Here is a 21194-nt window from a genome sequence, read left to right on the forward strand (position 1 = left end):
TGAAGATGCCGTCTTTGCCATCCTTGCCACGGGTGCCGGTGGTCACGCACTCGCTGCGGGGCCGCTTGCTGTGGTTTCTGCTGGCGGCCATCACCATGGCGGCCATCGCCCAGGCGCTGATCGCCTACCGCAGCGCGCTGAGCGACGCCGACCAGATTTTCGACTATCACATGCAACAAATGGCCATGTCGCTGCGCTCGAGCGCGACCCTGACCAACAAGGCCGCCGACGCCGTGGCCGACCCCGAAAACGACGACCTCGTGGTGCAGGTCTGGACCCCCGACGGCGCCCAGGTGTTCCGCTCGCTGTCGCGCGCGGCGCTGCCGCAGCGCGCCGTGCTGGGCTTTTCCAACGTCAAGGCCAACAACACCACCTACCGCATCTTCTCCGTACAAACCAGCAACCAGACGGTGCAGGTCGCCCAGGACATGGCGGTGCGCCAGCGCATGGCCGGCACCCTGGCGTTGCGCACGGTCGGCCCGATCGCCGTCATGGCGCCGATTTTGATGCTGGTGGTGTGGTGGGTGGTCAGCGGCTCGCTCGCGCCCGTTTCCCGCGTAAAACGCCAGGTGGCCGCGCGCCAGGCTGACGATTTGTCGCCGGTGTCGGAAAACGATTTACCGGACGAGGTGCTGCCGCTGGTGCACGAGCTTAACTTGCTGTTCGGCCGCGTGCGCACCGCCTTCGAGGCGCAACAACATTTTGTGGCCGACGCCGCCCACGAGCTGCGCTCGCCGCTGGCCGCGCTCAAACTGCAGGTGCTCAGCCTGGGCCGCGCCCAGGACGAGGCCGCGCGCAACGTCGCCATCGGCCGGGTCACTGCCGGCATCGAGCGCGCCACCCGGCTGGTCGAGCAACTGCTGGTGCTGGCGCGCCAGGAGGGCTCGGTCGACGGCACGACCATGGAGGCGCTCAGCCTGTCGGACCTGGTCAAGCGCACCCTGGGCGACATGGCCGGCTTGGCGCAGGCGCGCCAGATCGACCTCGGCCTGCATCACGCCGACGAGGCCGGCATCGACGGCCAGCCCGACGCGCTCATCATCCTGCTGCGCAACCTGGTCGACAACGCCGTCAAGTACACGCCGGCCGGCGGCACGGTCGACCTCGACCTGCGCCGCGTGCCGGGCGCCAAGTCGGCGCCGGGCAGGGTGGTCCTCAGCGTCGAGGATTCCGGCCCCGGCATCCCGGCCGACGAGCGCGAGCGCGTGTTCAACCGCTTTTACCGCGTGCCCGGCAGCGAGGCCGGCGGCAGCGGCCTGGGGCTGGCCATCATCAAGTCCATCGCCGAGCGCCACGGCGCCGTGCTGACCCTCGACCAGTCGGAGCGTTTGGGCGGCTTGCAGGTCAAAGTCGATTTTCCCGAGACTGCGAAGCCCACTCCGGTCTAAAATGCCCCTTTGACACAGGTTGGAGCGGCGTATGAAGAAGATCGGCTTTTCGGGGACCCTGGACCCGATCACCAACGGTCACATGTGGGTGATCAACGAGGCCCGCTCGATCGCGGACGAGGTGGTGGTCTTCCTGTCCGAAAACACCGCCAAAAAACCCAAGTTCACGGCCGAGGAGCGCAAGAGCATCATCGCGCTCAGCTGCGCCGAGCAGGGCTGGGACAACGTGCAGGTCGTCATCGTCAAGGGCGACTACACGGCGCGCGCGGCCAAGAAACACGGCGCCGACTGCCTGATCCGCGGCATCCGCACCACGGCCGACTTCGACTATGAAAACCTGATCCAGCAGACCAATGTCGACGTGCTGCAGGGCGCCAAGACCATCTTCGTCATGCCGCCGCGCGACCTGGGGTCGGTCAGCTCGAGCTTCGTCAAGGCGCTCGAGGGGCCGATCGGCTGGAACTGGATCATGAAAAAATTCGTGCCCGGCCCGGCCTACCACGCCTGGGTGCTCAGCTGGCTGCGCAAGGAATGGGAAACCCTGTGGGACTATGCCCACGCCGACGTGCCCGCCATCGCCCACGCCGACCAATGGTTCGTGCGCCTGACCGGCGCCACCGCCTACGGCGGCGCCGACCGCCATTACCACAACCTCGACCACCTGGTGCACGGCCTGTGCGAGATCCGCGCCTGGGCCGCCAACACGGGGCCGGATCAGGTCGACGTCGACATCGTCAAGCAGGCGTTCTGGTTCCACGACGCCGAGTACGGGCATCGCGGCGGGCCGGACGAGCTGACCAACGAGGAGGCCAGCGCGCAATTGTGGCTGGGCAGCCACCTGGCGCAGGAGATGGACGATACGGCGCAACTGATACGCGCCACCGACCACTTCCAGGAGGCATCGATCACGCACCGGCTCAAGGACGTCATGCTCAGCGTCGACCTGGCCATCCTCGGCCAGGACGACGAGGTCTATCAAAACTACGCGCGCGGCATCCGGCGCGAATACAGCCACCTGCCGGACGTCAAATACCGTCAGGACCGGGGCGGCGCGCTGGCCCATTTGTGCCGCAAGGCCGAAGCGGGCCAGCTGTTCGGCAACGCCTACTTCGCCGACACCTACAACGAGCGCGCCATCGACAACATGCAACGGGAAATGGCGACCCTCAGCGCCGGCTAGCGACGCCGGTACGGGGCGCGGTGGCGTGGCGCTCTCTGCTACACTGGCCGCGCCGTCAAGATTGTCGCAAGCCGGTCCGCCGTAACGCCGATCCCGTCTCCGTCAGGAGCGGGCGGGTCCGACGGCCGCGCATCCCGATGCCCCGCGAGGCTGGCTTGAGCACGATCCGGCGGCAGTACCGTTTCCCAGCGCTGCCGTCGTGCAGGTCCGCGGAACATGAGAGGTACGCCGTGCACGCCGCACCCACGCCGATCCCGGCTGGCGCGGCCGTTACACGCTTGCACGCCTGTCTGTTTGCGCGGCCTTCCGGCGGCGACTTTTATCGTCGCCTAGAAGGAATGCCATGCCCCACCTGCAAACACTCGATTCCATCGTCCTGTCCACCATCGCCCCGGCCGCGCAGGCCACCGACCGCGACGCCGTCTTTCCGCGCGCGGCCATCAGCGCGCTGGGCCAGGCCGGCCTGCTCGGCCTGATCAGCGCCGAGGCGGTCGGGGGCGCCGGCAAGGGACTGGCCGAGGCGGCCCAGGTGGTCGAGCGCATCGCCCGGGCCTGCCCGTCGACGGCGATGGTGGTGTGCATGCATTACTGCGCCACCGTCGTCATCGAGGCATCCGGGTCCGAGGCCGTGCGCCGCGACATCGCCGCCGGCCGCCACCTGAGCACCCTGGCGTGGTCCGACAGCGGCTCGCGCAGCCATTTCTGGGCGCCGATGGGCACGGCGCGACGCGACGGCGATGACGTCGTCATCGACGGCAGCAAGACCATGGTCACCTCGGCCGCCGAAGCCGACTCCTACGTGTGGTCGACCGGCCCGGCCGACGGCGCCGGCGTCAGCAGCCTGTGGCTGGTCGAACGCGACAGCGAAGGCCTCAGCGAAGCCAAATTCTTCGACGGCCTCGGTCTGCGCGGCAACCGCTCGTCGCCGTTGAGCGCCAGGGCGGTGCGGGTGCCGGCCGGCGCGCTGCTGGGCGCCGACGGCGGCGGCTTCGACATCATGGTCGGCAAGGTGCTGCCGGTGTTCGCCACCCTGACGGCGTCGTGCTCGCTGGGCCTGATGGACGCCGTGCTGGAGGCCGCCTGCGGCCACGTCACCGCCAGCAAGCTCGAACACCTCGACAGCGCGCTGGCCGACCTGCCGACGATACGCGCCTACCTGGCGCGCGCCCGCATCCAGGCCGACATGGTGCGCACCCTGCGCGACGACACCGTTGCCGCGCTGGCTGCCGGTCGCGCCGACGCCATGTTGCGCGTGATGCAGGCCAAGGCCGCCGCCGCCGAGGCCGCGCTGGAGGTCAGCGACACCGCCATGCGCGTGTGCGGCGGCGCCGCCTTCCGCAAGGACCTGGGCATCGAGCGCTACTTCCGCGACGCCCGCGCCTCGTCGGTGATGGCGCCGACGTCGGACGTGCTGTATGACTTCATCGGCAAGGCCGTCTGCGGCATGCCGGTTTTCGGCTAATCACACAATTGATCACACAAGGGAGACACATGACAAGCAAACCACTGATGATGGGCGCGGTCGCCTACGCGCCCAAGGTCGTGACGATCTGGGAAGGCTTCAAGGAATACTTCCGCCGCCACGGCCTGGCCTTCGACTACATCCTCTATTCGAACTACGAGCGCCAGGTCGAGGCGCAGTTCGACGGCACCATCGACCTGGCCTGGAACTCGCCGCTGGCGTGGGTGCGCGCCGAGCGCATGGCCGCCGCGCGCGGCCTGACCCTCGACACCGTGGCGATGCGCGACACCGACCGCGACCTGACGTCGGTGCTGGTCACGCGCGCCGATTCGCCGGTGACCGAGCTGGCCTGGCTGGCCGGCAAAACGATCGGCTTCGGCGCCATCGATTCGCCGCAGGCGCGCCTGATCCCGCTCGACCATCTGCGCCACCACGGCCTGCTGGCCGGACGCGACTTCATGGCCCGCCACTTCGACGTCCTGGGCGGCAAGCATGGCGATCATATCGGCGGCGAGCGCGACGCCGCGCAGGCGTTGGTGCACGGCGAGATCGACGCCGCCTGGATGATCGACGGCAACCACATGGCGTTCTCGCGCGAAGGCTTGCTGGCGGCCGGTACAACGCGCATCCTGGCGCGCACGCAACCCTTCGATCATTGCAACTTCACCGTCAGCCCGGGCGCGCCGGCCGAACCGATCAAGCAGTTCACCGAGCTGCTGCTGGCGATGCGCTGGGACGACGCCGACGTCCGGCCGCTGCTGGAGATGGAGGGGCTCAAACAATGGCTGCCCGGCCGCACCAGCTGCTACGACGCGCTGATCCGCGCCGCCGACGACGAGCATTTCTATGACGAAGCGGGGAACATCATTGCAAGCGACTATCGATATTGAGCAGCTGGGCTTTGACGCCGGCGCCCACGTGCTGGTCAAGCACGCGCTGGCGGCGCTGCCGCCGGGGCAAACCTTGCAGGTGCGCGGCCGCGCCTACGGCTGGGAAGGCCAGCTGATCGCATGGTGCCGCACGCAAGGGCACCGGTGCGCCTTCGAGGAAGGCGGGGAGGGCGGCGGCAACATCGCCACCGTGCGCCGGCATGCCGCTAGCGCCGACAACGCCGACAGCGCCGACGCCGACAACCAAGCCCACGCCGGCGCGGGCGGACGCTGGCGCGGCGCGCTGCGCACCGGCCACGCCGACCCGGCCTTGCCCGGCGCGCTGGCCGAACGCGCCGACGCCCGCTGGGGCCTGGCCGCGCGCGGCGCGACGGTGGAAGCCGGCTCGCCGGCGATCGCCTTCCGCCTGGCCGAGCGCGACGAGGTCTGGGGCGAGCGCGCCGCCGACCTGTACGCGCAGGCAGCCGCCGCCCAGTGGGACCCGCAAACGGCGATCGACTGGGCCGCGCCGTTCGAGCTGCCCGACATCGTCGAGGACGCCGTGGTGCAGGTGCTGACCTACATGATCGAAAACGAAGTGGCCGCGCTGGTGGTGCCGGCGCGCTTCCTCGGCCAATTGCATCCGCACTACCGCGAGGTGCAGGCGGTGCTCGCGATCCAGGTCGCCGACGAGGCCCGGCACATCGACGTCTTCACGCGGCGGGTGCGGCTCAAGGGCCGCGAGCCGGGCCTGTCGACCGCCGGCGGCCAGGCCTCGCTCAAGACCCTGCTCGACGAGCCCGATTTCTCGGTGGCCGAGTTTTTATTGTCGGTGCTGGGGGAGGGCACCTTCGTCAGCCTGCTGCACTTCCTGCACGAGCACGCGCCGGACCCGGTCACGCGCCAGATCGCCCGGCTGGCAGCGCGCGACGAGGCGCGCCACGTCGCCTTCGGCATGACGCACCTTGCCGCGCGGCTGGAGAACGACCCCGGCTTCCGCGCCCGGTTGGCCAACGCCGTGCAGTCGCGCAACGACGCGCTGTCGGCGACATCTGGCCTGAACGAAGAGGTGTTCGACGCGCTGATCCTGCTGGCGGCGGGCGAGTTGACGGTGCCGGCCATCGCGGCCGGCTACCTGAAGGTGCAGCAACTGATGCGCGACATGGCCGAGGGACGCCAGGCGCGGCTGGAAAGGCTGGGCTTCAGCAAGGACGCGGCGCAACACCTGTCGTCGCTACATACGCGCAACTTCATGTAATGGCCTGGGGCCGATGCGAACCCCGGAACCACGTAGGGCGGATTAGCGCAGCGTAATCGGCCATGGTTGCGCCGCCGACGGCTCATCAATGGCCGATTACGGCGTTCCGCCTAATCCGCCCTACGTGTCTGCGCGGTCTTCTGATTCACGTGGTCACGCCTTCGGCAACGTGACCTCTTCCTTGCGCTGGGCCATCTGCATGCCCAGCTCCATCAGGTCCAGCTTGGAGCTGCGCACTTTGGGGAACATCTCGCCTTCCTCCTCCTCGACGTGGTGCATCACCTGCTCGCCCAGCACCTTGACCTTGGCGTCGAACAGCTCGTCGCCGGCGTCCATCTCCATCAGCTGGGCGATCAAGTCCTTGGCCGATGCGTGCTCGACGATCGACTCGTCGACCAGCTCCTCGTTGGCCTTGGCGGCCTTGCGCACGGCGGGATAGAAGATTTCCTCTTCGATGGTCGCGTGCTTGGTCAACTCCTCGCAGATCTGCAGCGCCAGTTTCTGCTTGCTGGCGTGGGCGCGGCTGCCCAGTTCCTCGTACTGTTCGAACAGGGACCGGACCTGCTCGTGATCCTCGGTCAGCAAGGTGATGGCGTCTTGCGGATCGGTCTCGGTGGGGATGGGTTGGGGCATCTTGCCCTCGGATGGGGACGTCTGTTTCATATCGGCTCCTTGGCGTGGCTAATGAAATTGGCGGAACGTGAACAGCGGAAAACATGCGGGGAGCCCGCCATGCGCCCCGTGTCGAATGCCCACGTTACGACCGCCAAAATCGAGCGTCTGTGCGTTGTTCAACGCAGCCACCGCCGGCCATGAGCCAGATCAAGCCCGGATCAAACCGTGATCAAAAACGGTTCCAGTTGTTGCGGCGGTGCTCGGTCGCCTCCTTGAGCAGGTAGCCGGCGCGGCGCTCGTCCCTGGGACTGTGGGCGTCGCCCAGCTGCACCGTCATCGCCAGTTCTTGCAGCGCCGGCGGGTATTCGTGCTCGGCCGCTTCCTCCAGCAAGACGCGCGCCTTGGCCGGGTCCTGTGCCACGCCGCGCCCCTCGCTGTAGAAGTACGACAGCAGGAACATCGCGTGCGCGTTGCCGCCGTCGCTGGCGGTCTCCAGCCAGCGCGCGGCCAGCTTGTCGTCGCGCGCGACGCCGTCGCCGTTCTTGTACAGTTGGCCCAGCACCAGCGCCGCCCGCGCGTGCTGTTGCTGCGCCGCCAGCGTGTACCACGGCGCGGCCGCCGCCGGTTGCGCGGGCAGGCCGGCAATGCCCAGCCGCAGTAGCTCGCCCAGCTGGAAAGCGGCTTCGACGTCGCCGCCGCGCGCCGCCTGCTCGAACAGCTTCAGCGCCTCGGCGCGCTGCTCCGGCCGGGTTTTATACAGCAGCGCCAGCTCGCGCTGGGCCACCGGCATGTCTTGCCGCGCCCACGCCATCAGCTTGCGCTCGGCGCTGGCGTCGGCCTGCTGCAGCGCTTTCATGCCGACCGTTTCGATCTGCGCCGGGTCGGGCGGATCGCGCTGGATCTGGCAACCCTGGGTACCGAGCAGCAGCGCCGACGCCAGCACCGCCGCCAAGATCGTCATCGAAGGTTTTTTCATCGCCGCGCTCCCTGCTTATTTGCTTAGATTATTTGCTCAGATTATTTGCTCAGATCGATCGTGTACTTGGCGAAGCCGCTCGCGTCCAGCGCGCCCTCGGCGGTGACGGCGGTGATGCCGCTGCTTTTGGCCAGCGCCAGGTGGCCGGGCGCCGAGCGCAGGATCACCGGACCGGCCGTGGCCGTCTTGACGAAGCTCCAGCTGCGCGCGCTGCCGTTGCCGGCCAGGGTGACCTTGCCGGTCGACGCGCCCAGCGCCGCCAGGTAGTTGCTGACTACGGTCTGGTTGGCGTCCGGCGACTTGATGATGGTCTTGCTGCCGTCGATGCCGGGCACGGCGCCGCCGCCGCCGGCGCGGTAGTCGTTGGTGGCGACGATGAAGTCGTCGCCGTCGGCCACCGGCTTGCCCAGGTACGTCAAATTGACGATGCGCGCGCCGGCCGGTTTGGTGACGTCGATCTGGTACGTCAGCGCATTGTTCTCGGCGTAGAACACGTCGTAGTTATAGATCGTGCCGTAGCTCGGCACCAGGTCCTGCTCGGCCGTCTTGGCCGGGTCGATCTGGCCGAACTGCTTGGCGGCCGTCTCCAGCCAGGCCTTCAAGTCCGAACCCTTGATCTTGACCGCCTGCAGGTTGTTGTTGCTGTACAGGTAGAGGTCGCCCGGGTTGCGCACCTGCAGGCCGACCGGCGCGGCGGCGCTGGCGCCCGGCGCGACGTCGGTGAAGTCCGACGGCCCGTTGCGGCCGGCCTTGAACGGCGCGCTGCACGAGATCACCGGAATGTTCTTGTAGCTGGCGAGGGTGGCGTCTGTGCTGGTGGCGATGAATTTCTTCACATAGTCGAGCTGCGCCTGGTTGACCAGCTGGATCGCGCTGACGTCGCCGGCCAGCGCGAAGTAGGCCGACATCTCGAAGTCGGTGGCCACGCCCAGCGGCTGCTTGGCGTAGGCGATCGTGGCGGCGTGCTCGGCGGCGACCAGCGGCGCGATGGCCGGATCGGCCTTGACGATGGTGGTGCCGTCGGCGTACTTGAAGCCGCGCGACTCGACCGTCGTCTTGGCCGGCTGCACCACCCACTTGCCGCCCGTGTAGGCCAGCGTCATCTTGATGATGCCCAGGCGCCGGCCCCAGCTTTGCGCCATGACGGTCGGCACGCCGTTGACGAAGCCGTTGACGGCGTCGATCTTGGCGCTGGCCGGGAAGGCGGCGAACGAGGCGTCCAGGGCGGCGGCGCCCGGCTCCTTGCCTTTCGGGAAGATCAAGTGCGAGTGGCCGATCATCAGCGCGTCGATGCCGGTGGTGGTCAGGTGGTAGCTGCCGTTCTCCATTTTCGGGCTGTACGGGCTCGGATCGAGGCCGCCGTGCGACAGCGCCACGACCAGGTCGGCACCCTTGGCGCGCAGCTCGGGCACGTATTGCTTGGCCGCCTCCTGCACACCGGTCACGGCGACCTTGCCGGCCAGGTTCTTCTGGTCCCACTCGAGGATCTGCGGCGGCACAAAGCTCAGCAGGCCGATGTTCATCTTGACGTCGAACTTGCTGCCATCGGGCGCGGTAGCCGAGAAGGTGCGCGGCAGCACGACGTACGGTTGCACGATCGGCTTGCCGCTGGCCACACCGGTGACGTTGGTCAGGGTCAGCGGGAAGGCCGGAGCGCCGCAGGTGCCGCTCGGCTTGGTCACGCCGGGGATGCCGAAGTCGGTGTTGGTGATCTGGCTCAGCAACGGCAAGCCGTAGTTGAACTCGTGGTTGCCGAAGCCGCCGCCGTCGTACTTCATGGCGTTCATGGCCTTGTGCACGGCCATCGTCTCGGAACAAGGGATCGGTTTGGTGACGGCCTGCAAATCGCCCAGCAGGGTGCCCTGGATGGTGTCGCCGTCGTCGAGCAGCACGTTGTTGGGGGTCTCGGCGCGGGCGGCCGCCACCAGGGTGGCGGTGCGTTCGAGGCCCAGGCTGGTGTCCTCGGCCAGCGAGTAATAGTTATAGCTCATCACGTTGGCGTGGATGTCGGTGGTCTCCATCAACGCCAAGGTCACGGTGGTACCTTCAGGAATGGCCGGCACCGGATTGGACTCGCCGCCGCACCCGACTACGCCCGCCGCCACCAACGCCGCCACCATCACCGAATTCGTTCTCATCGCATCCTCGAAAATGTATAAAAATCAAGCTGGCGACTTTAACGAAACTACATGACCGCGCCATTACAAGCGTTAATGTTAGCGCATTTAATTGCCGGCTCAAACCCCGGGGTCAGGTCCGACATTCGGACACGAACACAGCCGCATCACGCATCAGCACGTGTCCGAATGTCGGACCTGACCCCCGTTGTTGGGTCAGTAGGCCCACAGCGGGCCGGTTTTGCCATTGACGGTGTTGCCCTCGATGACGACGAACACGCGGCGCCCGTAGAAGAACGGCAGGCCCCAGTCGAAGGTGTCGCCGTTGCCGGCGGTGGAGATGCCCGTCAGCGGGCCGCCTACTTGCGCCGCCTGGACGGTCGACGCCAGTTGCACCAGGTTGACGATGTTGAAGGCAACCGTGCCGCTGGCGCTGCCATCGGCGGCGCTGTTGGTCGCGCTCAGCGCCAATGTCGCGGCCGGACAGAAGAAGTCGCCCCCGGAGCAGTTGCGGATGGTCGCGTCGGTGAAGAAATAGCCGTTCGAGCCGCTGTCGATGAAGCTCGATCCGTAGGTCTTGCCCTTGTAGGTGGTGTTGAAGTCGCCGCCGCTGTCGGTCGTGAACACCGTCGCGCCGGCGATGGCGTTGTTCGCTTGCGTGCCGACGCCGAAGATCAAGCTGCCGCTGACCGACGTCAGGCCGGCCGCGCCCACCGCCGGCAGGCTCACCAGCACGCCGTTGTTATTGACGGCGAAGGCGGACACCGGATTGACGATCTGCGACGCCAGCGGCATGGCGCTGGCCGTGCAGGCGCCGCCGGCGCAGGCGTAATACGTGCCGGCGATGGCCGTGCGCGCGCAGGCGGCGCCGCAATCCTGCTTGAACAGGCCGACCCCGAGGATGCCCTTGGCGCCCAGCGCGGCGAGCGAGCCGAGGTTGTTGCCGGCGCTGCTGCAGTCGGCCGGCGCGACGGCGTAGCCGGCCCCGGTGTCGCCGATGACCTGGATCGGGATGCCGGCGGCCAGCTCGTCGGCCATTTTGACGTCGGCCCGGCGCACCGCGCCCCAGGTGTAGCCGCTGACGAACTTGCCGCAGGCGGCGGCGTCGGCGCCGGACGCGGTCTGTACGGCCGGCAGCGCCAGGGCGGGGTCGAGCGCCGACGCCAGCAGGCGCAGGCCGTAGGAGCCGGTGTCGAGCATCACATGGTCGATCGTCTGGCAGGTGGCCGTGCCGGGCTGGCACACCGTCACGTTCACATAGGGCACGTTGATGACGCCGCCCACGCCGGCCGGGCCGCTGTCGACGCTGATGGTGGTGCTGTTCGACAGCGCCGCCGTCACGCTCAGCACGGCGCTGGCGTCGGCCGTGCCGTCGGCGCCGCTGCACGCGAGGCTGTAGGTGAAGTTGCCGGCGCCGGCCGGGGCCACCGTCACCGAGCCGGCGGTGGGCCGCGCGCCGCTCCAGGCGCCGCTGGCGACGCAGCCGCTGGCGTTGGCCGACGACCAGCTCAGCACCGAGGTCTGCGCGGTGCTGATGTTGGCCGGCGCCAGGGCCAGACTGGTGCTGGGCGACGGCGGCGGCGTGCTCACGACCACCGCGGCGGTGCCACTGGCGCCGCCGCAGGTGAGCGTGTAGTTTGCCGTGCCGGCGGCGCCGGCGGTGACCGTGAGCGTGCCGCTGGCGTCGCGCGCGCCGCTCCAGGCGCCGGAGGCGGCGCAGCCGGACGCCGGCGGGTTGCTCACGCTCCAGTTGAGGGTGACCACCTGGCCGCTGGTGGTGGCCGTCGGCGTGGCGCCGATGCTGACCACCGGCGTGGCCTGGGTGGTGGTCGGAGTCGGGGTCGAGGTCGAGGTCGGGGTCGAAATCGAAGTCGAAGCGGCGCTGGATGAGGAGCCGCTGCCGCCGCCGCAGGCGACCAAGACCAGGCAGAGGAGGGCGCCGGCCAGTTGGGCGATGCGGCGCGGGACGGTGGCCGGGCGCGCCGTGGCGCGGTGGAACGGACGTGGCATGCGGCGGTCCTATTCGATGGCGGTGGTGTCGAAGCCGGCCGGCAGCGCGCTGGGGATCCAGGCGTGGCCGGCGAACGCGCGCATGTGGCCGCTCGAGACCAGCACCACGTCGGACTGGTCGAGCGCCAGCTGCGAGTGGCCGGCGCGGGCGCGCTGGCCGGCGGCGGCGTTCATGACGGCGAATTTTTCGCCCAGCAAGGTGCGCAGGTCCGGCAGGGTCGGCCCGCGCCAGCTGACGGCGAACACCTTGCCGGCCGTGTCGCTGTATTCGCGCACGACGGTGCCGCTGTCGAGGGTGCTCTGGCTGACGGTGTAGACGGCGTCGGTGGTGGCGGCGGCAGTGGCGGCGGCGCCGCTGGCTGCCAGCCGGCGGGCTGTCGACGGCGGCGTGGCCCCGCCGAAGTCGGACGGCGAACCGCCCAGCGCGGCATAGGCGAGCGCGCCCTGCAGCAGCGTGAGGAAGAACATGAGGGCGATCGCGTGGCGCATGGCGTACTCCGTTGCCTAGAATAAAGACAAGTGTAGGCCGCGATCGGGTTCAATTGCGTTAGTGAAATGTAAGCAAACGTAAAGCGGGTCGAGCCGGATTAAACCAAACGCCCATAAAAAACGGCGCCCGAAGGCGCCGTCGTCAATCAGCAATCAGCTTGGGGCTGGATTAGAACCGCACCCACAGGCGGCCGAAGTAGGAGGCGCCGTTCAGGCCGAACTGCACGCTCTCGTACTTGAAGCCGTTGTCGGTCTGGTCCGGGTCCTGCGCGGTCGGCTTGACGTTGAAGATGTTGTTGCCGCCCAGGGTGAACTTCATGTTCTTGTTGATCGTGTACGTGAAGCTCAGGTCGGCCGAGGTTTTCGATTCGTAGCGCTGGTTCGCCACGCCGTTGGCGGTGCCGTCGAAGGTGCCCAGGGTTTGCGGACCGAAGTGGATGATCTTGAAGTCCGTCTCCAGCGCGCCGGTGACGAAGTCGAAGCCCAGCGTGACCTTCGATTTCGGCGCGCCCTGTTCGATGTACAGGCGTTCCTTCTCCGACAGCAGCACGTCCTCGAAACCTTGCAGTGCGGCCGGCGCGTGGATGCCGGTGACCTCGGTCTTGCTGGCGTTGAGCGCCAGGTAGGTGGTCAGGCGGTTGGCGCCGAAGTTGGCCTTGTGCGAGGCGGTCAGGTCCAGGCCCTGGGTTTTGGTGTCGACCGAGTTGACGAAGAACTGCGCCTCGCCCACGCCCAGCGACGCCAGGCGGTCGGCCAGGTCGGGGTAGTTGTCGGCGTTGAAGCGGCCCGACAGCACGATGCGGTCCTTGATCTTGATGCGGTACAGGTCGGCCGTGACGGAGATCGCGTCGCTCGGGGTCCAGGTCGTGCCCAAGGTGAAGCTGGTCGACTTTTCTTCCTTCAGTTTCGGGATGCCGGCCGCGTTGGCGACGACGCCGCCGTTGGGCGCGAGCACCACTTCCTTCGGCACGCCGCCGATGAAGTCGGTGAAGGTGGTCGACAGGTGGCTTTGCTGCAGCGACGGCGCGCGGAAGCCGGTGCTGGCCGAGCCGCGCAGCAGGGTGCTTGGCAGCACGCGCACCGAACCGGCCAGCTTGCCGGTCACGGTCGAGCCGAAGTCGCTGAATTTTTCGTAGCGCACCGCCGCCTGGGCCTTGACGGCGTCGGTCAGGTCGGCCTCGAGGTCGAGGTAGGCGGCGTTGCTGTGGCGCTTGGCCTTGGTCTCGTCGCCCGGCTGGAAGCCGGGGAAGCCCTGGCTGCCGGCGTTGCCGCCGTTGCCGACGCCGTCCGCGTCGATGTACGAGCCGCGCTCGCCGGCGAAGATCTTGAATTCCTCGCTGCGGTATTCGCCGCCGAAGGCGACGTTCAGGCCGCCGCCGAGCACGCCGTCGTAGTAGCGCGACAGATCGACGTTGGTGGTCAGCTGCTGGAACGAGAAGCCGCCGGCGTCGAAGGCGCTGGCGCTGACGCCGCGGCCGCCGCCGAGCAGGTCCTGGTTGGCGATCGAGGCGTTGATCGTGTTGCTGATGTTGTACATCATCTTGTTGTAGCCGTAGGTCTGCGACAAGTCGGTGTTCCACTCGCCCAGCTTGATGCGGTGGCCGATGGTGCCGTAGCGGTCGTCGATCTTGGCGTTGATGAACGGGACAAAGCCGTTCGGGTACATGGCGGCCGAGTTGCGGCTCGGGATGTCGTCCGAGCCGACGCCGCCGCGCGCGAACGCGGCAGACGAGCCGTCGCGCTTCTGGGCGCCGGCCGTGAAGTACAGCTTGCCCGTGCCGGTGGTCGGCAGTTCGCCGTTCAGATAAATGGTCTGGTTCTCGGTCTTGGTGTCGCCGATGATGCGCGGGTTGTCGGCCTCGGCGCGGTTCGAGCGGCCACGGTCGAGGTATTCGCCGGTGATGCCGATGACGCCGCCGTTGCCGATGCTGAAACCGCAGTAGGCCGAGCCCAGCCAGTTCTCGCCGTCGCCGGCCGAGTACTGGCTGTAGCCGGCGATGGCTTCGCAGCCCAGGCTCTTTTTGAGGCCGATGTCCATGACCCCGGCGATCGCGTCCGAGCCGTACTGGGCGGCGGCGCCGTCGCGCAGCACCTGCACGTCCTTGATGGCCAGCATCGGAATGGCGTTGAGGTCGGTGCCGGTGTTGCCGCGGTTGCGCGCGCCGAACAGGTTGACCAGCGCGGTGGTGTGGCGGCGCTTGCCGTTGACCAGCACCAGGGTCTGGTCCGAGCCCAGGCCGCGCAGCGCGGCCGAGTCGACCAGGTCGGCGCCGTCCGAGCCGCTTTGGCGGGTCGAGTTGAACGATGGCGAGATGTAGGTCAGCGACTGCGCCAGGTCGAACTGGCCGCCCTGTTCGGACACCTTGTTCATCGGGATGATATCGACCGGCACCACGGTGTCGGTGGCCGACGAGGTGGCGCGGCGCGAGCCGACCAGGGTAACCGTTTGCATGGGAGCGGCGGCGGCGTCGGCCGGCGCGGCGGTCTGCGCGTGGACGGCCGGGCTCAGGGTCAGCGCGGCGGCGCCGTAGAGGGTGAATAAGACGGCGTTGCGTAAGGTGGTGTTGGCTGGCACGTTTCGGCTCCCATGAAAAATTTGATTCTATTCAAATAATTTATATTGATATGGGTTTTCTGCCAATTTTGCGTTTAAACACTATTTAGTGTTGTTTTGACGCGCCAACCGGCGTCCCGGACGCTGTCATCGCTACGTAATCCTACGCAGGGGGGGCGGCCGGACGCGCCGGCGTATGTCGCCAATGTGATTAATATCTGTACTGGAACTTGCCGTTGCATTGGAATGCAAACGAGAATGTCGGCCGCTCGAAATCGTACTCGCACAGACGGCGCGGCACGCCGTCATAGGCGACCAGCACGCCGCCTTCGCCAACATAGACCTGGATCGTGCCGCCCCATTCGTTCAGCACGCGCTCGGGCTCGTGGTCGAGGCGCCGCAACGCGGCCATATGTGCGAATTTGTCTTGCTTGAAGCGCGTTCTGGCCGGCATGTCGACCATGCGGCTGAGCGCCGCGTCGGGCATCTGCGCAAGCTTGTACTCGCTTGCCCAGGCGCGCGACTCGGGCGTCAGGATGGACGGCGACAGCGCGCCCGCCGGCATCGGCTCGTCGAGCCGCAACTGGGCATAAAAGGCGATGCCATCGGTTTGCAAGCCGAGCCGCGGCCCGCCGACGAGCGGCCGGTACACCTCCGTGTACGAAAAATAGACGATGGCGACGATCGTCGCGACGAACAGGAAAATTTGGGTGAAAAACGCCGTGTCCGACATCACCGGCTTCCACGGCTCCGGCGCCCACTCCCGGGGCTTGCGCTTGCGCCTGCGTTTTGACTTGCTCATCGGGCATCCCCATTGGTCAGGTACGCGGCACCGCCGACCAGGACGCGGATGCCGCCCGCGCGGATGGCGGCCCGGATGCGGCATGGCTGTCCGAGCTTGGCGCCTTGGTACACGGTCACGTCCGCGCCCAAGTGGACGGCGAGGGCGCCGGCGGCCACGCCGGTGGCGGCGTCTTCCATGGCCGGGTCAAGGTGGTTGAAGTTGCGGCCCTCCAGCGCGCCGTCGGGCCGGCGACACCAGGCGTAGCAGCCGTTGACGCCGTGCCTGCGGCCCCAGTCGGCGATGGCTTGCAGGTCCGGGCGCAGCGCTTGCAGGGCGGCGCCGTCGGCCACCTCCAGTAACAATTTGGGACTGCCGACCGAGGCGACGGCGGGCGCCGATGCAAGTTCGATCCCGGGCGCGGCCAGCAGACGCGCCGCCAAGTCGGTGGCGATCGCCGGCTGCGCCAGCGGTTGCGGCGCCAATTCGACGAACACGTCGTCGCCATCCTCGGGCAACGTGAGCGTCAGCGGCTGGCCACGCATGGCGGTGCGCACGGGCAGACTCGGATGCTCTGGCGACAGCAGCACCCGCGCCGCCGCTAAGGTGGCGTGCAGACACAGGGGGCTGCGCGCGTGGGGATAGTAATAGTCAAGCACGACGGCGCCATCGGGGGCGGTGTCGACGAACACGCAGGCGGGCAGGCCACGCTCGCGGGCGAAGCGCTGGCGCTGGTCTGCGTCGCTGGTGTCGTTCTGGACCACGAGGGCGGCATTGCCGCCGCCGGGGACGATGCCGAAGCAGAGAAGTTGATGAATTATCATGACTTGAGTATACCCTGCGCTTAGGGTGTAAAATACTGTACATAAACACAGTATCCATCATGAGTCCGCCACCGTCACCCCCATCGTCGCAAGGATTGCCGGCCTACGCCGAGCTGTTCTGCATGAGCAACTTCTCCTTCCTGCAGGGCGCGTCGCGGCCCGAGGAGCTGGTCGCGCGCGCCGTCGAGCTCGATTACGCGGGGCTGGCCATCACCGACGAGTGCTCGCTGGCCGGCGTGGTGCGCGCGCACGCGGCGGCCAAGGAGGCCGGCCTGCCGCTGGTCATCGGCAGCCACTTCCATCTGAAGAACCCGGACGGCAGTGCCGCGCTGTCGCTGATCGCGCTGGCCAGGAACCGCGAGGGCTACGGCAATTTGTGCGAGCTGATCACCATCGCCCGCAACCGGGTCGCCAAGGGCAGCTACCTGCTCACGCCGGCCGATCTGGCCGCGCCGGCGCCGGCCTACGCGCATTTGAAAGGCTTGCCGGATTGCCTGATGATCCTGCTGCCGCACTACCCGGCGCACCAGCCCGGCGACGTCGACCGGCTGCATGCGCAGGCGGCGTGGATGGAGGCGACCTTTCCGGGCCGCGCATGGATGGGGCTGAACCTGCTGCAGCGCGCCTTCGACGAGGCGCACCGCCTCAGCATCGACGAGGTGGCGTTGCAGCACGGCATGGCGGTGGTGGCGCTGGGGCAGGTGTGCATGCATGTGCGCTCGCGCAAGCCGCTGCACGACACCCTGACGGCGGTGCGGGTGGGCAAGCCGGTCGGCGAGTGCGGCTACGCGCTGGCGCAGAATGCCGAGCAGCATCTGCGCCCGCGCCTGCGGCTGGCCAACCTGTATCCGCCGGCGGCGCTGTTCGAGACCTTGCGCATCATGCAGGAGTGCACCTTCAAGCTGACCGAGCTGCGCTACGAATATCCGCGCGAGTTGGTGCCGGCCGGCCATACGCCGGCCAGTTACCTGCGCCAGGAAACCTATGACGGCGCGGCGCGTCGCTTTCCTAATGGCGTGTCGGAAAAGGTGCGCCGTCAGATCGAGAACGAGCTCGAGCTGATCGCCGAGCTCGAGTACGAGCCGTACTTTCTGACCGTCTACGACATCGTGAAGTTCGCCCGTGGCGAGGGCATCCTGTGCCAGGGGCGCGGTTCGGCGGCCAATTCGGTGGTGTGCTTCTGTCTTGGCGTGACGGCGGTCGACCCCGAGCGCAGCAACATGCTGACCGGTCGTTTCATCTCGCGCGAGCGCAAGGAGCCGCCGGACATCGACGTCGACTTCGAGCACCAGCGGCGCGAGGAGGTGATCCAGTACATTTATAAAAAATACGGCGCCGACCGCGCCGCGCTGGCCGCCGTCGTCATCAGCTACCGGCCCAAGAGCGCGCTGCGCGACAGCGGCAAGGCGCTGGGCGTCGACCTGGCCATCGTCGAGAAAGTGGCCAAGTCGCACCACTGGTTCGACAGCCGGCACGACCTGGTCGGACGGCTGGCCGAGTGCGGGCTCGACCCGGACTCGCAACTGGCGCAGCAATGGGCCTCGCTGGCGATGATGCTGCTGGGATTTCCGCGCCACCTGTCGCAGCATCCGGGCGGCTTCGTCATCTCGCACGAGAAGTTGTCGCGGCTGGTGCCGATCGAGGCGGCCACGATGGAGGGGCGCTGCGTGATCCAGTGGGACAAGGACGATCTCGAAGAGCTCGGGCTGATGAAGGTCGACGTGCTGGCACTGGGCATGCTGTCGGCACTGCGGCGCGCGCTCGACCTGGTGTCGGCCCGGCGCGGCGAACCCTTGGCCCTGCACGCCATTCCGTCCGAGGATCCCGCCACGTACGCGATGATGTGCCAGGCAGACACCATCGGCGTGTTCCAGATCGAGTCGCGCGCGCAGATGAGCATGCTGCCGCGCCTGCGGCCCAAGGTCTTCTACGATCTCGTCATCGAGGTGGCGCTGGTGCGGCCGGGACCGATCCAGGGCGGCATGGTGCATCCATATTTGCAGCGGCGCATCAATCCCAAGCTGATCGATTTTCCGCACGGGCTGGAAGAGGCGCTGGGCCGCACCCTGGGTGTGCCGATCTTCCAGGAACAGGTGATGCAGATCGCCGTTATCGCCGCCGGTTTCAGCGAGGGCGAGGCCGATCAATTGCGGCGCGCGATGGCGGCCTGGAAACGCAAGGGCGGCGTCGACAAATACCACGCCCGCATCGTCGATGGCATGACCGAGCGCGGCTACGAGCCCGAGTTCGCCGAGTCGATCTTCCGGCAGATTCAGGGCTTCGGCGAATACGGTTTTCCCGAATCGCACGCGGCCAGTTTTGCGCTGCTGACTTACGCCAGCTCCTGGCTCAAATGCCACGAACCGGCCGCCTTCCTGTGCGCGCTGCTCAACAGCCAGCCGATGGGGTTCTACAGCCCGTCGCAACTGGTGCAGGACGCCAAGCGCCACGGCGTGGTGGTGCGCGAAATCGACGTCACCATCAGCGGCTGGGATTCGTCCTTGGAGGAGCCTGTGGGCAAGCTCGGCCAGCCGGCGGTGCGGCTGGGCCTGTCGATGATGAAGGGGATGCGCGACGGCGCCGCCCAGCGCATCGAAGCGGCGCGCGCCCAGGCGCCGTTCGCCAGCGTCGCCGACTTGGCGCGGCGCGCCGACCTGGACCGCCACGACCTGCAAGTGCTGGCCGCCGGCAATTCGCTGGTCCACCTGGCCGGCAACCGCCGCCAGGCGCTGTGGCAGGCCGTCGGCGCCACGCCGGACAAGGACTTGCTGCGGCCGACCACGCCGGACGAGGAGTCGCCGGTATTGAAGCCGCCGAGCGAGGGCGAGGAAATCCTCGGCGATTACCGCTCGCACGGCCTGACGTTGGGTCGCCATCCGCTGGCGCTGCTGCGCGCCAAGTTGCTGGAGCACCGTTTCCTGCCGGCGGCCACCCTGAACACCTACACCAACGGCATGCTGGCGCGCGCCTGCGGCATGGTCACGGTGCGGCAGCGGCCCGGCACGGCCAAGGGCGTGCTGTTCCTCACCCTTGAGGACGAGACCGGCAACGTCAACGTCATCATCTGGCCCAAGCTGGTCGAGGAGCAGCGCCGCGAGGTGCTGGGCGCGCCGCTGCTGGGCGTGTACGGCGTCTGGCAGCAGGACGGCATCGTGCGCCACCTGGTGGCCAAGCGACTGGTCGACATGTCCCATCTGCTGGGCCGCCTGCCGACCATCAGCCGCGATTTTTGTTGAGGTAGAAGTTCTGGCAGAATGGCCGGATGAACAAACTGACCATACGCCAAGCGCGGCCGGGCGACGCGGCCGCCATCAGCGCGTTGATCGTCCCGCTGCTGCCGTTGCTAACCCTGGAGCCGAGCGGCGCCGGCGCCGAAAAATTTATCGAAACCATGCAGCCGCCGGCGATCGGACGTGTGTTGACGGACGAGCGCTACGACTACCAGTTGGGCCATGTCGGTGATGAGTTGGCCGGCGTGGTGGCGGTGCGCGACCACGCGCATTTGTACCATCTGTTCGTGGCGGCCAAGTGGCAGGGAAGGGGTTTTGGCCGGCTGCTGTGGCAGGCGGCCAGGAAGCGCGCGCTGAACAAGAATGTCGATGGCGCATTCACCGTCAACTCGTCGGCGTTCGCGCTGGAAATGTACCGTCACCTGGGATTCGTTCCCGCTGGCCCGCGCGCCGAGCACGACGGCATCGCCTACATTCCAATGCGTTTAGCCACAGTGGATTAGGGGCGCGCGGCCAGGGTTACGCTTACGATTTCCCAGTGCAACAGCCAGTCTGCGGTTTTATCGCAGCGCGCTTTTACCAAACGTTGTATTCGATTCTGGAGCTGTGATAACGGGTACGCAATGATGGGTTCATGGTGTGCGATACGATTGCGGAATCCGCGTAGCGCCTCCATGTCGTCGTAAAGCATCTTCCTGCCCGCTGCCACAGTCAAAGGAAAAGGGAGGAACGGAAACACCGTATGCAAGTACGCATTCCAAATGTGCTGGTCTTGGGCTTTTGTCAGTAACCTGCACCAAAAGGAAAATTTCAGCTCAGCGATGACCTTGCCAGTCGAACCGAAAGGCATACCTTGCCTAGCCGACTGTAGCTCATCCTTAGACCATTTCGGCAGGGAGCGCGCGAAGCCAGTATCCCAAGGCCAATTGCTTCCATATTTCAGTTCCAATGCTTGTGAAATCGCATTACGTACAACTACCTCGGCAATATGAAGTGAGGAAAAGAACGCACCGGACACCAGTGCGTTCCATACATAAATATCCAGTGCTGTCGTGCTCGTTCCAAAGCCGGTGGCATTGAGATATGTACCCATGCGTGCAGGGGACAGGGCGACGGTGATAGCGGAAATTTGGTTTCGTGAGAGTGCCATAGGCCCAGCTTCCGCAAATTTTTGTACGTATTCTTCAAAAGGTATATACTTTGTCGGTGCGTTCTGGGACTTGTTGGCGCGAGCCTCCCCCCGGAAACATGAGAGTTAGAGTGGCCCACCTTGGTGGGCCATTCGCATTTTTGGCCGAGGTTGTCTCCCTGTGCCCCTCAATTATTGCGCTCGCCGAATCGCCTGGTTTGCAGAATATCTAATGACCATAAAAGACTTCGGCCGCCCGTTTGCACGGGCGGCCGAAGCCGTACTACAACGATGCTTGGGAGGTGGTTATCC

16 protein-coding genes are annotated in these 21194 nt (G+C 67.1%); 7 read left to right on the forward strand and 9 right to left on the reverse strand.

The features are described 5' to 3' along the window. Positions 1-5: 5 nt before the first annotated feature. The 5 genes from NHH88_09215 to NHH88_09235 all read left to right on the forward strand — a co-directional run bounded on the left by NHH88_09215 (position 6) and on the right by NHH88_09235 (position 6157). Positions 6-1388, forward strand: coding sequence for an ATP-binding protein (locus tag NHH88_09215; GenBank protein ID USX15940.1), 1383 nt, complete (start codon positions 6-8; stop codon positions 1386-1388). Between the two features lie 31 nt (positions 1389-1419). Further along, positions 1420-2568 (forward strand): pantetheine-phosphate adenylyltransferase, encoded by a 1149-nt coding sequence (gene coaD, locus NHH88_09220; GenBank protein USX15941.1) that lies wholly within the window; start codon positions 1420-1422, stop codon positions 2566-2568. Positions 2569-2911: 343 nt separating this feature from the next. After that, positions 2912-4030, forward strand: a complete 1119-nt coding sequence (locus tag NHH88_09225; GenBank protein ID USX15942.1) for an acyl-CoA/acyl-ACP dehydrogenase — start codon at positions 2912-2914, stop codon at positions 4028-4030. A 29-nt stretch (positions 4031-4059) separates the two neighbouring features. Then, positions 4060-4920, forward strand: coding sequence for a PhnD/SsuA/transferrin family substrate-binding protein (locus tag NHH88_09230; GenBank protein USX15943.1), 861 nt, complete (start codon positions 4060-4062; stop codon positions 4918-4920). After that, the gene (locus NHH88_09235; GenBank protein ID USX15944.1) at positions 4898-6157 is read left to right on the forward strand and encodes a ferritin-like domain-containing protein; all 1260 of its coding nucleotides are present in this window, start codon (positions 4898-4900) and stop codon (positions 6155-6157) included. The genes NHH88_09230 and NHH88_09235 overlap by 23 nt, the downstream gene beginning before the upstream one ends. Before the next feature lie 153 nt (positions 6158-6310). Here NHH88_09235 and NHH88_09240 read toward each other — a convergent pair whose 3' ends face one another. From NHH88_09240 to NHH88_09275, 8 genes are all read right to left on the reverse strand, one after another. Beyond that, positions 6311-6820 carry a hemerythrin domain-containing protein gene (locus NHH88_09240; protein ID USX15945.1) on the reverse strand — a complete coding sequence of 170 codons (510 nt, stop codon included), beginning with the start codon at positions 6818-6820 and terminating at the stop codon, positions 6311-6313. Positions 6821-7001: 181 nt separating this feature from the next. Continuing rightward, positions 7002-7748 carry a sel1 repeat family protein gene (locus tag NHH88_09245; protein ID USX15946.1) on the reverse strand — a complete coding sequence of 249 codons (747 nt, stop codon included), beginning with the start codon at positions 7746-7748 and terminating at the stop codon, positions 7002-7004. A 41-nt stretch (positions 7749-7789) separates the two neighbouring features. After that, entirely contained in the window at positions 7790-9886 is a 2097-nt protein-coding gene (locus NHH88_09250) for a bifunctional 2',3'-cyclic-nucleotide 2'-phosphodiesterase/3'-nucleotidase (protein USX15947.1), read from the reverse strand. Positions 9887-10081: 195 nt separating this feature from the next. After that, positions 10082-11875 (reverse strand): DUF3443 domain-containing protein, encoded by a 1794-nt coding sequence (locus tag NHH88_09255; GenBank protein ID USX15948.1) that lies wholly within the window; start codon positions 11873-11875, stop codon positions 10082-10084. Between the two features lie 9 nt (positions 11876-11884). Then, positions 11885-12364: a DUF2844 domain-containing protein gene (locus tag NHH88_09260; GenBank protein USX15949.1), complete on the reverse strand. Its 480-nt coding sequence runs from the start codon at positions 12362-12364 to the stop codon at positions 11885-11887. A gap of 169 nt (positions 12365-12533) precedes the next feature. Further along, positions 12534-14939, reverse strand: coding sequence for a TonB-dependent receptor (locus NHH88_09265; protein ID USX15950.1), 2406 nt, complete (start codon positions 14937-14939; stop codon positions 12534-12536). Positions 14940-15129: 190 nt separating this feature from the next. After that, the gene (locus tag NHH88_09270) at positions 15130-15720 is read right to left on the reverse strand and encodes a hypothetical protein (GenBank protein USX15951.1); all 591 of its coding nucleotides are present in this window, start codon (positions 15718-15720) and stop codon (positions 15130-15132) included. Beyond that, a complete protein-coding gene (locus NHH88_09275) occupies positions 15717-16523 on the reverse strand; it encodes a PhzF family phenazine biosynthesis protein (protein USX15952.1) in 807 nt (268 codons plus the stop codon). The genes NHH88_09270 and NHH88_09275 overlap by 4 nt, the downstream gene beginning before the upstream one ends. 59 nt (positions 16524-16582) lie before the next feature. Between NHH88_09275 and NHH88_09280 the strand changes: the two genes are divergently transcribed. Together NHH88_09280 and NHH88_09285 are read left to right on the forward strand one after the other, a co-directional pair. Continuing rightward, entirely contained in the window at positions 16583-19759 is a 3177-nt protein-coding gene (locus NHH88_09280; GenBank protein USX15953.1) for an error-prone DNA polymerase, read from the forward strand. A gap of 26 nt (positions 19760-19785) precedes the next feature. After that, positions 19786-20256: a GNAT family N-acetyltransferase gene (locus tag NHH88_09285; protein USX15954.1), complete on the forward strand. Its 471-nt coding sequence runs from the start codon at positions 19786-19788 to the stop codon at positions 20254-20256. Here NHH88_09285 and NHH88_09290 read toward each other — a convergent pair. Then, entirely contained in the window at positions 20253-20903 is a 651-nt protein-coding gene (locus NHH88_09290) for a hypothetical protein (protein ID USX15955.1), read from the reverse strand. The two genes, NHH88_09285 and NHH88_09290, sit on opposite strands and share 4 nt — an antisense overlap. Positions 20904-21194 lie beyond the last annotated feature (291 nt).

The organism is Oxalobacteraceae bacterium OTU3CAMAD1 (assembly GCA_024123915.1).
Taxonomy (GTDB): Bacteria; Pseudomonadota; Gammaproteobacteria; order Burkholderiales; family Burkholderiaceae_D; genus Rugamonas.

Bases quoted from the DNA above. Each gene is read 5' to 3' on its own strand.
- NHH88_09215 (USX15940.1), top strand. From the start codon at position 6: ATGCCGTCTTTGCCATCCTTGCCACGGGTGCCGGTGGTCACGCACTCG.
- coaD (USX15941.1), top strand. From the start codon at position 1,420: ATGAAGAAGATCGGCTTTTCGGGGACCCTGGACCCGATCACCAACGGT.
- NHH88_09225 (USX15942.1), top strand. From the start codon at position 2,912: ATGCCCCACCTGCAAACACTCGATTCCATCGTCCTGTCCACCATCGCC.
- NHH88_09230 (USX15943.1), top strand. From the start codon at position 4,060: ATGACAAGCAAACCACTGATGATGGGCGCGGTCGCCTACGCGCCCAAG.
- NHH88_09240 (USX15945.1), bottom strand. From the start codon at position 6,820: ATGAAACAGACGTCCCCATCCGAGGGCAAGATGCCCCAACCCATCCCC.
- NHH88_09245 (USX15946.1), bottom strand. From the start codon at position 7,748: ATGAAAAAACCTTCGATGACGATCTTGGCGGCGGTGCTGGCGTCGGCG.
- NHH88_09250 (USX15947.1), bottom strand. From the start codon at position 9,886: ATGAGAACGAATTCGGTGATGGTGGCGGCGTTGGTGGCGGCGGGCGTA.
- NHH88_09255 (USX15948.1), bottom strand. From the start codon at position 11,875: ATGCCACGTCCGTTCCACCGCGCCACGGCGCGCCCGGCCACCGTCCCG.
- NHH88_09260 (USX15949.1), bottom strand. From the start codon at position 12,364: ATGCGCCACGCGATCGCCCTCATGTTCTTCCTCACGCTGCTGCAGGGC.
- NHH88_09270 (USX15951.1), bottom strand. From the start codon at position 15,720: ATGAGCAAGTCAAAACGCAGGCGCAAGCGCAAGCCCCGGGAGTGGGCG.
- NHH88_09275 (USX15952.1), bottom strand. From the start codon at position 16,523: ATGATAATTCATCAACTTCTCTGCTTCGGCATCGTCCCCGGCGGCGGC.
- NHH88_09280 (USX15953.1), top strand. From the start codon at position 16,583: ATGAGTCCGCCACCGTCACCCCCATCGTCGCAAGGATTGCCGGCCTAC.
- NHH88_09285 (USX15954.1), top strand. From the start codon at position 19,786: ATGAACAAACTGACCATACGCCAAGCGCGGCCGGGCGACGCGGCCGCC.
- NHH88_09290 (USX15955.1), bottom strand. From the start codon at position 20,903: ATGGCACTCTCACGAAACCAAATTTCCGCTATCACCGTCGCCCTGTCC.